Consider the following 14086-nt stretch of genomic DNA (forward strand, 5'->3'; position numbering starts at 1 on the left):
GCAAGAGGCCCGAAGGTCCCCCTCTTTGGTCTTGCGACGTTATGCGGTATTAGCTACCGTTTCCAGTAGTTATCCCCCTCCATCAGGCAGTTTCCCAGACATTACTCACCCGTCCGCCGCTCGTCACCCAGGAGCAAGCTCCCTGTGTTACCGCTCGACTTGCATGTGTTAGGCCTGCCGCCAGCGTTCAATCTGAGCCATGATCAAACTCTTCAATTTAAGTTTGATGCTCGTGAATTAAACTTCGTAATGAATTACGTATGTTCACTCAGAGACTTGGTATTCATTTTTCGTCCGAGGACGTTAAGAATCCATGTCACTTTGAGTGCCCACACAGATTGTCTGATAAATTGTTAAAGAGCAGTGCCGCTTCGCTTTTCGCAGCGGCGCGGGGTGTGCATATTACGCTTTCCCGCTTCAGAGTCAAGTGATTAATTTCGCTATTCTCTGCTGACCCGGCGGCGTGTGCGCCGTTGTTCCGTGTCAGTGGAGGCGCATTATAGGGAGTAATTCCGAAGCTGCAAGGATAAAGTGACATTTATTTACTGACTGCTCACTTTCCAGGCAAGTCTTACTCCAGACCTCAATTTTCGCCTGGTTTTTAAACAAAAACGAGCCGCAAGCGGCTCGTTTTTGCGTTTTGTGACTTACTGCACTGCCACAATACGATCGTCGTTGGCTTCCAGACGAATAACTTTGCCCGGAATCAACTCTCCGGAGAGGATCTGCTGCGCCAGCGGGTTTTCGATCTGCTGCTGGATAGCACGTTTCAATGGACGCGCACCGTACACCGGATCGTAACCATTCTCGCTCAACAGCTTCAGCGCCTCGTCGGAGATGTGAATTTCATATCCACGCTCTTCCAGACGTTTGTACAGACGCTGCAGCTGGATCTGCGCAATCGACGCAATGTGTTTCTCACCCAGAGGATGGAATACCACCACTTCATCAATACGGTTGATGAACTCCGGACGGAAGTTATGGCTCACGACACCGAGCACCAGATCCTTCATATGGCTATAGTCCAGTTCACCGAAACGTTCCTGAATCAAATCGGAACCCAGGTTCGAGGTCATGATGACAACCGTATTACGGAAGTCGACCGTTCTCCCCTGCCCGTCGGTCAGACGGCCATCATCCAGCACCTGAAGCAGAATGTTGAACACATCCGGGTGCGCTTTTTCCACCTCATCCAGCAGGATGACGGAATAAGGGCGACGGCGAACGGCTTCCGTCAGATATCCCCCTTCTTCATAACCAACGTATCCAGGAGGCGCGCCGACCAGACGTGAGACGGAGTGTTTCTCCATAAACTCGGACATGTCGATACGCACCATCGCATCGTCGCTGTCGAACATAAAGTTAGCCAGCGCTTTACACAGCTCGGTTTTACCGACCCCCGTCGGCCCCAGGAACAGGAACGAACCAATCGGACGGTTTGGATCGGACAGCCCTGCACGACTACGACGAATAGCGTTCGAAACCGCTTCAACCGCTTCGTTCTGGCCAATCACCCGATTGTGTAGATCTTGCTCCATGCGCAGCAGTTTTTCACGCTCGCCTTCCAGCATGCGCGCCACCGGAATACCGGTCCAGCGAGCAAGCACTTCCGCGATTTCCGCATCCGTCACTTTATTACGTAACAGACGCATCGTTTTCCCTTCTGACTGCGTCGCTATCTCAAGCTGTTTTTCCAGCTCAGGAATTTTGCCGTACTGCAGTTCAGACATCCGCGCTAGATCGCCGACACGGCGAGCCTGCTCAATGGCAATTTTGGCCTGTTCGAGTTCAGCTTTAATGGTCTGAGTGCCGGAAAGGGATGCTTTCTCGGCTTTCCACTCTTCTTCCAGCTCAGAATACTGGCGCTCTTTATCGTCCAGTTCTTCATTGAGCATATCCAGGCGTTTCTTACTGGCTTCATCAGACTCTTTCTTCAGCGCCTGCTGTTCCAGCTTGAGCTGAATGATGCGTCGGTCGAGCCTGTCCAGCTCTTCCGGTTTCGAGTCAATCTGCATACGAATGCTCGAAGCCGCTTCATCAATAAGGTCGATCGCTTTATCCGGTAGCTGACGGTCAGCAATATAACGATGCGAAAGCGTCGCTGCCGCAACGATAGCCGGGTCAGTGATCTGCACGTGGTGGTGCAGTTCATAGCGTTCCTTCAAACCACGCAGGATCGCGATGGTATCTTCAACGCTTGGCTCAGCAACAAACACTTTCTGGAAACGACGTTCCAGAGCAGCATCTTTCTCAATGTACTGACGGTACTCGTCGAGCGTGGTGGCACCGACGCAGTGAAGTTCACCGCGCGCCAGCGCAGGTTTCAGCATGTTCCCGGCATCCATCGCGCCGTCCGCTTTACCCGCACCGACCATAGTGTGCAGTTCGTCGATAAACAGGATAACGTTCCCTTCCTGCTTCGCCAGGTCGTTAAGCACGCCTTTCAGACGCTCCTCAAACTCACCGCGGTATTTCGCACCGGCCACCAGCGCGCCCATATCCAGCGCCAGTACGCGGCGGCCTTTCAGGCCTTCCGGCACTTCGCCGTTGACGATACGCTGCGCCAGCCCTTCAACGATGGCGGTTTTACCGACACCCGGTTCACCAATCAGCACCGGGTTGTTCTTGGTACGACGCTGCAGTACCTGAATCGTACGGCGGATTTCTTCGTCACGGCCGATAACCGGATCAAGTTTGCCCTGTTCAGCACGCTCGGTCAGATCGACCGTAAATTTCTTCAAAGCCTGACGTTGGTCTTCGGCTCCCTGATCGTTCACGCTTTCACCTCCGCGCATTTTCTCAATCGCCTGAGTCACATTGGCGGTGGTCGCACCGGCAGATTTCAGCAGGTCGGTCAAGGTACCGCGTGATTCAAGCGCCGCCAGAACAAACAGCTCTGACGAAATAAAGTTGTCCCCACGTTTTTGCGCCAGCTTGTCGCAAAGGTTAAGCACGCGCACCAAATCCTGAGACGGCTGAACGTCGCCGCCGGTACCTTCTACCTGCGGTAAACGGCTCAGCGCCTGATCGATAGCGGTGCGTAACTGGCCAGCATTAATGCCAGCGGACGTTAATAAAGGGCGTACCGATCCCCCTTCCTGATTCAGCAAGGCGCTCATTAAATGAAGAGGTTCGATAAACTGGTTGTCGTGCCCCAGTGCGAGGGACTGGGCATCGGCGAGAGCAAGCTGGAATTTATTAGTAAGACGATCCAGACGCATAACTCCTCCCATAACAGGTCAAATTTGCTACTGGAGATTAAATGAGGTCATCCCTCAATTATTCAAGGTTAATGACCTGAATTATGTGAAAAGAAAACGGCACGTACCGGATCGTCTTGATTCTTTAGGTTATATCAGCCAAATGAAACTTGCCATACGCCCCGTGGTCTTGTCGCGACGATAGGAGAAAAAATCACCCTTTTCGGTGAATGTGCAGCGATCGCCGCCGAAGATCTGCATCACGCCAACGTTATTTAGACGCTGGCGGGCGAGCTGGTAAATATCAGCCAGATATTTATCCCCCGAAGGCAGGAAGGCTTCAACCGCTTGCGGATCTTTTTCCATAAAGGCTTCGCGAACCTCTGGCCCCACTTCGAAAGCGCGAGGACCAATGGCCGGGCCAAGCCAGGCCATAATATTGGCTGGCTCATCGCTAAAGCAGGCGATAGTTTCTTCGAGCACGCCTTCACACAGACCACGCCAGCCCGCGTGTGCTGCAGCCACCTCGGTACCTGCACGGTTACAGAACAGAACCGGCAGACAATCGGCGGTCATCACGGCACAAACGGTTCCCGGAGTATTACTGTAAGAGGCATCAGCGCGTTTAGAAGCATAGGGTTCTCCCGTCAACTTCAGCACTGCGTTACCATGAACCTGTTCCAGCCAGACCGGTTTCGACGGCAAGTTCCCCGCAGCAAACAGACGTCGGCGGTTCTCTTCAACATGTTCCAGGTTGTCGCCACAGTGCGCACCGAGGTTCAAAGACTCCCACGCGCCCTGGCTAACACCGCCAATACGGGTTGAACTGCAGGCGGCCACGCCTGCAGGCAATGGCCACTCCGGGACAATCAGTTTGGTCATAACCAGTCCACTTGATCCTTATGTTCTTCGAAATCAGCACGCATGGCGTCAATAAGGTCCACCATATCCTGCGGGATAGGCGCATGCCATTCCATCTGAATACCGGTGATAGGGTGGTAAAGACGCAGCATAGTTGCATGCAGCGCCTGACGATCGAATTTACGCAATACGCTGATGAACTCGTCCGATGCGCCTTTAGGCGGACGCGGGCGGCCACCGTATACCTGATCCCCTACCAGCGGATGGGTAATGTGGGCCATATGCACGCGGATCTGGTGAGTACGTCCGGTTTCCAGACGCAGACGCAGGCGCGTATGAATACGGAAGTGCTCCATAATGCGATAGTGTGTCACCGCCGGTTTACCCATCGGATGCACCGACATATGGGTACGTTTGGTTGGGTGACGGCTGATTGGCTCTTCCACCGTTCCGCCAGAGGTCATATGCCCAATGGCTACCGCTTCATACTCGCGGGTGATTTCGCGCAGCTGCAGCGATTCCACCAGACGGGTTTGAGCAGGAACGGTCTTCGCCACCACCATCAAACCGGTGGTGTCTTTATCCAGACGGTGCACGATGCCCGCGCGCGGAACATCCGCGATCGGCGGATAATAATGGAGAAGTGCGTTAAGTACCGTACCGTCAGGGTTCCCCGCGCCCGGATGAACAACCAGGTCGCGCGGCTTGTTGATCACCAGAATGTCATCATCTTCATAGACGATGTCCAGTGGGATATCCTGCGGCTCGAAGCGGATTTCCTCTTCGATTTCAGCATTGATGGCGACAGCTTCCCCACCTAACACTTTCTCTTTTGGTTTGTCCCAGATCTTGCCGTTTACCAGCACGCGCTGGTCAAGGATCCATTCTTTTATGCGTGAACGCGAATAATCAGGGAACAATTCGGCCAAAGCCTGATCTAAGCGTTGACCGAGCTGATTTTCGGAGACTGTTGCGGTGAGTTCTACTCGTTGTGCCATAAACTGCTTCTTCGTTTAACGTTGGGTTTTACGGCTTTGCCGTTTAATATAGTGTGCTATTGTAGCTGGTCTTAATCGGGAGCAGGAACAGAGTTTCTCCCGGACAAACATTTGAGGAAAGTCAAAACGTCATGACGCGCATGAAATATCTGGTGGCAGCGGCCACGTTGAGCCTGGCTTTGGTGGGCTGCTCCGGTTCAAATGAACAGGTCCCTGACAATCCGCCGAATGAAATCTATGCGACTGCACAACAAAAGTTGCAGGACGGTAACTGGAAACAGGCGATAACGCAACTGGAAGCGTTGGATAATCGCTATCCATTTGGTCCATATTCGCAGCAGGTACAGTTAGATCTCATCTACGCATACTATAAAAATGCCGACCTGCCGCTGGCTCAGGCAACTATCGATCGTTTCATGCGTCTGAACCCGACTCATCCTAACATCGACTATGTGATGTACATGCGCGGCCTCACCAACATGGCGCTGGACGACAGTGCGCTGCAGGGCTTCTTCGGCGTGGATCGTTCTGACCGTGACCCGCAGCATGCGCGTGATGCCTTCAATGACTTCTCCAAGCTGGTGCGCGGCTATCCGAACAGTCAGTACGTGACCGACGCGACCAAACGTCTGGTGTTCCTGAAAGATCGTCTGGCGAAATATGAATACTCCGTAGCGGAATACTATACCCGTCGTGGCGCATGGGTTGCCGTGGTTAACCGCGTAGAAGGTATGCTGCGTGATTATCCGGATACTCAGGCAACGCGCGACGGCCTGAAGCTGATGGAAAATGCTTACCGTCAGATGCAGATGACCGCTCAGGCTGAAAAAGTGGCGAAAATCATCGCCGCGAACAGCAGCAACACCTGATATTGCCTCAATGCAAAACGGCAGCCCGAAGGCTGCCGTTTTTTTATTCATTTTAGCGCGTCGCTGAAGCGCTTAAGCCTCAACACATCCAGTCAACTATGGCCCCAATTTTTGCCTTCGACAAGGTAAATCTCACCTCTTCCTGCCCTGCCTCACAAAAAAGATTCCCTGACAAAAACCGACAAAATAACGTGATCTAAATCACACATTTTGACATTAGGTCGGGTATGCTGGAATCACCAAGACGGAAAGACAAGAGGTAAAATTTATGACAATGAACATTACCAGTAAACAAATGGAAATTACTCCGGCAATCCGCCAGCACGTCGCAGACCGTCTCGCCAAACTGGATAAATGGCAAACTCATTTGATTAATCCACATATCATCCTGTCCAAGGAGCCGCAGGGTTTCATCGCTGACGCAACTATCAATACTCCAAACGGCCATCTGGTCGCCAGCGCAAAACATGAGGATATGTACACAGCAATTAACGATTTGATCAACAAGCTGGAACGGCAGCTCAATAAAGTGCAACACAAAGGTGAAGCCCGTCGCGCCGCAACATCGGTGAAAGACGCCAGCTTCGCGGAAGAAGTTGAAGAAGAGTAATCCTTTAAATTGAGTGTACCGCCAACGCGCCTTCGGGCGCGTTTTTTGTTTTTTATTGACAGGGTGAAAACAGTACGGGTACTTTAACGGTATCAATCACAGGATGACTTTATGAAACTTACGCCGTTCTTCTTCGCATTCTTTTTTACCTTCCCCTGAACGGGAGGCGTTTCGTCGTGTGATAAAGAATGCGAAGACGAACAACAAGGCCTCCCACACCGGGGGGCCTTTTTTATTGATAACGATAAAATGAGACAGGCAACACTATGACACCGGAAAACCCGTTACTGGATCTGCGAGTAAAAATCAGCGCGCTGGATGAGAAACTGCTGGCGCTGCTGGCCGAACGCCGCGCGCTTGCCGTTGAAGTGGGCAAAGCCAAGCTGGACTCCCATCGCCCGGTCCGTGATATCGACCGCGAGCGCGATCTGCTGGAACGTCTCATTCAGCTCGGCAAAGCGCATCACCTCGATGCCCACTACATTACCCGGTTGTTCCAGCTCATCATCGAAGACTCCGTTCTCACTCAGCAAGCGCTGCTCCAGCAGCATCTGAACAAAACCAATCCACACTCTGCGCGTATCGCCTTCCTCGGTCCGAAGGGATCTTATTCTCACCTGGCCGCACGTCAGTATGCCGCACGCCATTTCGAAGAATTTATTGAGAGCGGCTGCGCGAAGTTTGCCGACATTTTTAATCAGGTTGAGACCGGCCAGGCGGATTACGCCGTCGTACCTATTGAAAACACCAGCTCCGGCGCCATCAACGACGTTTACGATTTGCTGCAACACACCAGCCTGTCGCTGGTTGGCGAGCTGACGATCCCTATCGATCACTGCGTGCTGGTCTCTGGCTCAACCGACCTGAGCAAGATCGAAACGGTTTACAGTCATCCACAGCCGTTCCAGCAGTGCAGCCAGTTCCTGAACCGCTATCCGAGCTGGAAAATTGAGTACACCGAAAGCACCTCGGCGGCGATGGAAAAAGTGGCGCAGGCTAACACCCCAACCGTCGCCGCGCTCGGCAGCGAAGCAGGCGGGGCGCTGTATGGTTTACAGGTGCTGGAACGCAATCTGGCGAACCAGACGCAAAATATCACCCGCTTCGTGGTGCTGGCCCGCAAGGCAATCAATGTGTCAGACCAGGTGCCAGCGAAAACCACGCTGCTGATGGCGACCGGCCAACAGGCCGGGGCGCTGGTTGAAGCCCTGCTGGTGCTGCGTAACCACAACCTGATCATGACCAGGCTGGAATCACGCCCAATCCACGGTAACCCGTGGGAAGAGATGTTCTACCTCGATATCCAGGCCAACCTGGAGTCTGCTTCCATGCAGAAGGCCCTGCGCGAACTGGGCGAGATCACGCGTTCCATGAAAGTGCTGGGCTGCTATCCGAGCGAAAACGTGGTCCCGGTTGACCCGGCTTAACGTTCGATAAAGCGGCTTTTCTTCATCCCTGCCACGTTCACCGGCAGGGTGAAGATAGCGCCGGAGAACGGATACTTCGCCACCTCGTCTGCGTCCATATTTTCCCGCGTGGTGGTAATAAACAGCGTTTTCATGTCATCGCCGCCAAAGCAGACCATCGTCGGGCAACGCACCGGCATGCGATATTCCTCCAGCTGCTCCCCTTGCGGAGAAAAACGCGCAATACGCCAGCCGTCAAACAGCGCGCTCCAGTAGCAGCCTTCCACATCCATGGCCGCGCCGTCCGGTATCCCTTCGCCCTCTTTAAACTGACGAAACACCTCACGTCTGCCGGGTTCGCCCTTCTCATCAAGCGGCGTACGGTAAATTACGCCGTTTGGCGTGTCTGAGGTAAACATCCACTGCTTATCCGGGCTAAACGCTAAGCCGTTGTGGCCGTGAATATCACACTGGATCACTTTCGGCGTCAGGTCGTTGTCGATGCGCATCAGCAGGGCACCGTTGTAATCTCCCGGCCCCCAATACGTGCCCGCGTAGAATCGCCCCAGAGAATCGGTGCCGCCGTCGTTAAAGCGTGCGAGCTGTGGGTTAGAGGGGTTATCGCACACCTTGCGGCGCAGCAGGCCGTGTTTATCGGTCAGCCAGATACCCGTTCGCATCGCAACGATAAAACCACCCTGCTCGCGCAGCGCGAAACAGCCCACCTCCTCATGGAAAGAGAGTACGGTGTGTTCTGCCGTCGGCAGATGGTAGCGGTGGATCTCCCCTTCCAGAATATCGGCCCAGTAGAGCGCATGCTCTACTGCGCTCCACGTCGGGCACTCAGGCAGATGCCCGGTGTAATTCAACAGCAGCTGCGGTTCGGCCATGACAGTTCCCCAAAATAAAAAAAGCCAGCATTGCTGGCTTTCAGTATATACATCATCGCATTACTGGCGACTGTCATTTGCCTGGCGCAACAGCGTCCGGCTCTCACTCTGGAAACGCTGCGCGTAATCGCCAAACCAGTGCTCAACCTTGCGGAAACTGTCGATAAACGCCTGCTTGTCTCCGTGCTCCAGCAGCGTAATGGCTTCGCCAAAGCGCTGATAGTAGCGCTTGATGAGCGCCAGATTGTTCTCGGAGGACATAATAATGTCCGCGTAAAGCTGCGGATCCTGAGCAAACAGACGCCCGACCATCGCCAGCTCCAGACGATAGATAGGTGAAGAGAGCGCCAGCAGCTGTTCAAGCTGCACGTTCTCTTCCGCCAGATGCAGACCGTAGGCAAACGTCGCAAAGTGGCGCAGCGCCTGAATGAACGCCATGTTCTGATCGTGCTCGACCGCGCTGATGCGGTGCAGTCGCGCGCCCCATACCTGAATCTGTTCCAGGAACCACTGATAGGCTTCCGGCTGACGACCGTCGCAGTAAACCACCACCTGCTTAGCCAGGCTGCCGCTGTCCGGGCCAAACATCGGGTGCAGACCCAGCACCGGGCCCGTATGCGCAGCCAGCATCGCCTGCAGCGGACCATTTTTGACGGAGGCCAAATCCACCAGGATACAATCTTTCGGTAAAGCAGGAAGCTTCCCGATGATCTGCTCCGTCACGTGGATCGGCACGCTGACGATAACCATCCCGGCATCTTTCATGAGTTCCGGAGCATGCGCCCAGTCCTCTTTTTCCAGAATGCGCACCTGATAGCCCGAAAGCGTCAGCATTTTTTCAAACAGACGCCCCATCTGTCCTGCCCCGCCGACAATCACCACCGGCCTCAGGGACGGACAGAGGGTTTTGAAGCCCTTGTCGTTTTCGCTGGAATAGGATTCCCGCATCACGCGACGCAGAACATCTTCAATTAAATCCGGCGAAACGCCCAGCGCCTGGGCCTCTTTGCGACGAGAAGCCAGCATTGAGGCTTCGCGCTCCGGAACGTAAATTGGCAGGCCGTATTTGCTTTTCACCTCACCGACTTCGGCAACCAGCGCCATGCGGCGCGCCAGCAGGTCCAGCAGCGCCTTATCCACTTCATCAATTTGATCGCGCAGTGCGGTCAATTCAGCAACCATAACTAACCTCTTAAGCCAGACGCGTCGCCAGCTGGCCTTTCAAATCTTTGTGGATCTCACGCAGCAGCGCATCGGTGGTTTCCCAGCTGATGCAGGCATCCGTCACGGAGACGCCGTGCTTCATTGCACTGCGCGGTTGTTCCGATGACTGATTGCCTTCATGAATATTGCTCTCAATCATCAGACCGATAATCGAACGGTTGCCATCTTTGATCTGTGCGACCACGGATTCCGCAACCGCAGGCTGGCGACGGTAATCTTTATTTGAATTACCATGACTGCAATCTACCATCAGTGCCGGGCGCAGTCCCGCCTGCTCCATCTCTTTTTCACACTGCGCCACGTCCGCCGGGCTGTAGTTAGGTGCTTTCCCGCCGCGCAGGATCACATGGCCGTCCGGGTTACCCTGCGTTTGCAGGAGGCAGACCTGGCCCGCCTGGTTGATACCAACGAAACGGTGCGGCATCGCAGCAGCGCGCATGGCGTTGATCGCCGTCGCCAGGCTGCCATCGGTACCGTTTTTAAAGCCAACCGGCATTGACAGGCCAGACGCCATCTCGCGGTGGGTTTGCGATTCCGTGGTACGCGCGCCAATCGCCGACCAGCTGAACAGATCGCCCAGGTACTGCGGGCTGTTCGGGTCCAGCGCTTCGGTTGCCAGCGGCAGCCCCATGCTGACCAGCTCCACCAGCAGGCGACGCGCAATCTTCAGGCCTGCTTCCACATCAAACGAGCCATCCATGTGCGGATCGTTAATCAACCCTTTCCAGCCAACGGTCGTACGTGGCTTCTCAAAATAGACGCGCATCACCAGATAGAGGCTATCGCTGACCTCCTCCGCTAACGCTTTAAATCGACGAGCATATTCAATGGCGGTTTCAGGATCGTGAATGGAGCAAGGACCGCATACCACCAGCAGGCGCGGATCGCGGCCGGCGATAATGTCAGAAATGGTCTGGCGAGAGTGCTCGATCTGAGCCTCCTGCGCGACGCTCAGCGGAAATTCCGCTTTCAGTTGATCCGGAGTGATTAACACCTGTTCGTCAGTGATATGTACGTTGTTCAGCGCGTCTTTTTGCATGATGGCGATCCTGTAAAGCTCGTTTGCGATAGTTGTATTCCTCAATGAGGTGAAACCACGATACCATAAAAAGTAAACATTTCAATCCAAAATACGTACACATTAGTTTACACAAGCCAATTTATTGCAAAAATCAGCCGATAAAAATGTAAACTTTAAATTACAGACAGATTTTCTTTAGCCAGGCTATGCTGAAGAAAAAAGGAGAATGGCTATGCGTTCAATTGCTCTCGCGCTGTTGTCGCTGTTTTTAACGGGCTGTCAGATCAATCCTTACACCTTCCAGCCAGACTGGACCAGCCCATCCTGGTTTGATGCAGGTAAAGAAGACGCCATGAATGGCCTGCCGGTTAAAGATAACCAGACCCTGGCCGATAGCTTTAACGACACACACGTTGATCGTAGTGAATATCTTCGCGGCTATGCTGATGGTCAGAAGAAAGTCTGCGAAGAAGGGTTTATTCACGCCTGGGGATTAGCAGGCAAATCTTTCCCTGCCAGTTGCGATACAGCCGAAAACGCGGCAAAACTGCGTGCGTCATGGCAGCAAGGGATGGATGAAAGTATGCGCTCCAGCAGACTGAATTAATCTATTTTTATCCACCGGAAAATAAACAACAGTAGGATTTAGCTTAGGTCGGCCTCATGCTATTTCTGACATAATGACGGCCCTGATAAACAATGGTATTCTGCCCGCAACTCTTAAGGACATCTATTTCCAGAGCGATGTGGCGGATTCTGGTGAGAAATTTATTCTTGATCTCTTTTTTCCGACTCACTCTGGTGATAATGCTGTTCCTTATGGTGGGCCCTGCGGCGGCAGGCACGCTTACGGAAACGGATAAATCGGTACGCTCGATTGTCTCAGGCATCGTGAGCTATACGCGATGGCCGTCACTTTCCGGTCAGCCCAAACTCTGCGTCTACGCCACTTCGCACTATACGCACGCCCTCAGCGGCGATGAGGGGCATAGCGAGTTACCTTATACTCCCGTTATTGTACGTAACGATCAGGAAGCCCTGGCCGCGACGTGCGATGCGATCTATTTCGGGTCTGAATCACCGGCAAAACAACTTGAATTAATAAGTCAATATCAGGGCAGAGCGTTGCTATTAATCTCAGAGCAAAATCCGGAATGTGTAATTGGCAGTGCCTTTTGCCTGATAATCGATCGCGGCCAGGTACGGTTCGCCGTCAATCTGGATGCATTGACGCGCAGTGGCGTAAGAGTCAATCCGGATGTATTAATGCTTGCACGGAATAAGCAGCATGGATAAAGATTTCACTTCAACGCCACGTCCGACGTTTAAAAGAACGTTGAGGCGAAACAGCATGATAAGCGTCATCATCACGATGACGCTAATATGGCTGCTGCTCTGTTTTGCTTCCGTCGTGACGTTAAAACAATACGCGCAAAAGAATCTCGAATTAACCGGCGCAACAATGAGCCACAGCCTGGAAGCCTCGCTGGTGTTCAACGACTCGCTGGCGGCCAACGAAACGCTGGCTGCGCTGGGCAAACAGGGGCAGTTTGCCGTGGCCGAGGTTATTAACGCGCATAAAAAGCGGTTTGCCTACTGGTCCTGGAACCCGGAGGACAACAACGACACGCTGGGCGCACTGGTCAGCCGCTGGCTTTTCCCCGTACCGGTTGCGCAGCCCATCATGCATAACGGCGCAACGATCGGCGAAATTCGCCTGACCGCGCGTGACAGCCTGATCGGCCATTTCATCTGGATGTCGTTTGCCGTTCTGACCGGCTGTATTCTCTTTGCAACCGTCGTCGCGCTCACCATTACCCAGTCTTTACACCATGGTATGGTCACGGCCCTGCAAAACATCACTGACGTGGTGCATGACGTTCGTACTAACCGCAACTTCTCCCGCCGGGTGAAAGACGGCCGTATTGAAGAGTTTCACCAGTTTGGTGAGGACTTCAACAGCCTTCTGGATGAGATGGAGGAGTGGCAACTGAAGCTTCAGGCGAAAAATGCCCAGCTGCTGCGTACCGCCATGCACGACCCGCTCACCGGTCTTGCCAACCGCGCGGCGTTTCGTAACAGCATTGCAGCCTTAATGAACGACCCTTCAGCCAAAACAAACTCGGCCCTGCTCTTCCTCGACGGTGATAATTTCAAGTTTATTAACGACACCTGGGGACACGCGGCAGGTGACTGCGTGCTGATAGAAGTCGCCAGCAGGATGATGGAGTTTGGCGACAAACGTCACCAGGCATACCGCCTTGGCGGTGACGAATTCGCCATGGTGCTGTACGGCGTACACTCTGAGCTCGAGGTTCAACACATTTGTGCTGCGCTATCGCAGCAGTTTATCCGTCCGTTTGATCTTCATAACGGACAAAAAGCATCGATGTCACTCAGCATTGGCTTTGCTCTGGCGTGGGAAAATGCTTCCGTGGAAGCATTACTGGAGAGGGCTGACCGCAACATGTATCAGGTGAAAAACCAGCGTACGAAAACAACAAGTTAGAAAGGATACACTATGTTAAAACGTTACTTCGCGCCGATAGTTCTGGCCTCACTGGTTCTGGCAGGCTGTCAGTCGCCCCCGGAAGGCAAATTCACTCCTGAGCAAATTTCGGCGATGAAGTCTTACGGTTTTAACGAACTGAACGGTGACTGGTCGCTTGGCATGTCGGACACCATCCTGTTTGATAAAAATGACGCCAGACTGCGCCCGGAAAGTGAAACGCAGATCCAGTCCATGGCCTCTCGCCTGGCGGAAACCGGCCTGAACCACGCGCGAATGGACGGTCACACGGATAACTACGGTGAAGAAAGCTACAACGAAGCGCTGTCGTTAAAACGCGCCAATGCCGTGGCCGATGCCTGGGCGAAGGGGGCAAATATCCCGCGCAGCAATCTCACCACGCGGGGGGTAGGTCAAAAATACCCGGTTGCGAGCAACAGCACTCCGCAAGGGCGCGCTGAAAACCGCCGCGTCGCAGTGGTGATCAGCACGCCATAG

Annotated in this window: 14 protein-coding genes, 1 rRNA gene and 1 other annotated feature; of the genes, 8 read left to right on the forward strand and 7 right to left on the reverse strand. The window is 53.6% G+C overall.

Annotation, left to right across the window (positions count from 1 at the left end; translation table 11 throughout):
- The 4 genes from SPH27_RS17260 to rluD all read right to left on the reverse strand — a co-directional run.
- Positions 1-219, reverse strand: a 16S ribosomal RNA gene (locus SPH27_RS17260); the annotation flags it as partial.
- A gap of 428 nt (positions 220-647) precedes the next feature.
- Complete coding sequence (gene clpB / locus SPH27_RS17265) at positions 648-3221, reverse strand: ATP-dependent chaperone ClpB (RefSeq protein ID WP_023308864.1); 2574 nt, start codon at positions 3219-3221, stop codon at positions 648-650.
- A 129-nt stretch (positions 3222-3350) separates the two neighbouring features.
- A complete protein-coding gene (yfiH, locus tag SPH27_RS17270; RefSeq protein ID WP_069303189.1) occupies positions 3351-4082 on the reverse strand; it encodes a purine nucleoside phosphorylase YfiH in 732 nt (243 codons plus the stop codon).
- Positions 4079-5059: a 23S rRNA pseudouridine(1911/1915/1917) synthase RluD gene (rluD, locus tag SPH27_RS17275; protein WP_023308866.1), complete on the reverse strand. Its 981-nt coding sequence runs from the start codon at positions 5057-5059 to the stop codon at positions 4079-4081. The genes yfiH and rluD overlap by 4 nt, the downstream gene beginning before the upstream one ends.
- 131 nt (positions 5060-5190) lie before the next feature.
- Here rluD and bamD point away from each other — a divergent pair, with 131 nt between their 5' ends.
- The 4 genes from bamD (at position 5191) to pheA (ending at position 7965) form a co-directional block, all read left to right on the forward strand.
- The gene (gene bamD, locus SPH27_RS17280) at positions 5191-5928 is read left to right on the forward strand and encodes an outer membrane protein assembly factor BamD (RefSeq protein WP_023308867.1); all 738 of its coding nucleotides are present in this window, start codon (positions 5191-5193) and stop codon (positions 5926-5928) included.
- A gap of 268 nt (positions 5929-6196) precedes the next feature.
- Positions 6197-6538, forward strand: coding sequence for a ribosome-associated translation inhibitor RaiA (gene raiA / locus SPH27_RS17285; protein WP_003863162.1), 342 nt, complete (start codon positions 6197-6199; stop codon positions 6536-6538).
- Between the two features lie 110 nt (positions 6539-6648).
- Positions 6649-6774 (forward strand) — a sequence feature (Phe leader region).
- Positions 6650-6697 (forward strand): pheA operon leader peptide PheL, encoded by a 48-nt coding sequence (gene pheL / locus SPH27_RS17290; protein ID WP_100249759.1) that lies wholly within the window; start codon positions 6650-6652, stop codon positions 6695-6697. Its footprint overlaps the feature before it by 48 nt.
- 30 nt (positions 6775-6804) lie before the next feature.
- Complete coding sequence (pheA, locus tag SPH27_RS17295; protein WP_048979764.1) at positions 6805-7965, forward strand: bifunctional chorismate mutase/prephenate dehydratase; 1161 nt, start codon at positions 6805-6807, stop codon at positions 7963-7965.
- Here the strand turns inward: pheA and SPH27_RS17300 are convergent.
- From SPH27_RS17300 to aroF, 3 genes are read right to left on the reverse strand one after another with little or no spacing between them, the layout of a single operon-like run.
- A complete protein-coding gene (locus tag SPH27_RS17300) occupies positions 7962-8834 on the reverse strand; it encodes an SMP-30/gluconolactonase/LRE family protein (RefSeq protein ID WP_182072864.1) in 873 nt (290 codons plus the stop codon). The two genes, pheA and SPH27_RS17300, sit on opposite strands and share 4 nt — an antisense overlap.
- A 60-nt stretch (positions 8835-8894) precedes the next feature.
- Positions 8895-10016 carry a bifunctional chorismate mutase/prephenate dehydrogenase gene (gene tyrA, locus SPH27_RS17305; RefSeq protein WP_033146250.1) on the reverse strand — a complete coding sequence of 374 codons (1122 nt, stop codon included), beginning with the start codon at positions 10014-10016 and terminating at the stop codon, positions 8895-8897.
- Between the two features lie 10 nt (positions 10017-10026).
- Positions 10027-11097 carry a 3-deoxy-7-phosphoheptulonate synthase AroF gene (aroF, locus tag SPH27_RS17310; RefSeq protein WP_033146251.1) on the reverse strand — a complete coding sequence of 357 codons (1071 nt, stop codon included), beginning with the start codon at positions 11095-11097 and terminating at the stop codon, positions 10027-10029.
- 214 nt (positions 11098-11311) lie between these two features.
- Between aroF and SPH27_RS17315 the strand changes: the two genes are divergently transcribed.
- The 4 genes from SPH27_RS17315 (at position 11312) to SPH27_RS17330 (ending at position 14086) form a co-directional block, all read left to right on the forward strand.
- Entirely contained in the window at positions 11312-11686 is a 375-nt protein-coding gene (locus SPH27_RS17315) for a DUF2799 domain-containing protein (RefSeq protein ID WP_047059300.1), read from the forward strand.
- A 152-nt stretch (positions 11687-11838) separates the two neighbouring features.
- Positions 11839-12375: a YfiR family protein gene (locus tag SPH27_RS17320; RefSeq protein WP_033146572.1), complete on the forward strand. Its 537-nt coding sequence runs from the start codon at positions 11839-11841 to the stop codon at positions 12373-12375.
- On the forward strand, positions 12368-13588 hold the full coding sequence (dgcN, locus tag SPH27_RS17325; protein WP_029741024.1) for a diguanylate cyclase DgcN: 1221 nt from the start codon (positions 12368-12370) through the stop codon (positions 13586-13588). The genes SPH27_RS17320 and dgcN overlap by 8 nt, the downstream gene beginning before the upstream one ends.
- A 12-nt stretch (positions 13589-13600) precedes the next feature.
- The gene (locus SPH27_RS17330; RefSeq protein WP_182072863.1) at positions 13601-14086 is read left to right on the forward strand and encodes an OmpA family protein; all 486 of its coding nucleotides are present in this window, start codon (positions 13601-13603) and stop codon (positions 14084-14086) included.

This window comes from Enterobacter sp. A103 (assembly GCF_034427535.1).
Classification (GTDB): Bacteria; Pseudomonadota; Gammaproteobacteria; order Enterobacterales; family Enterobacteriaceae; genus Enterobacter; species Enterobacter asburiae_B.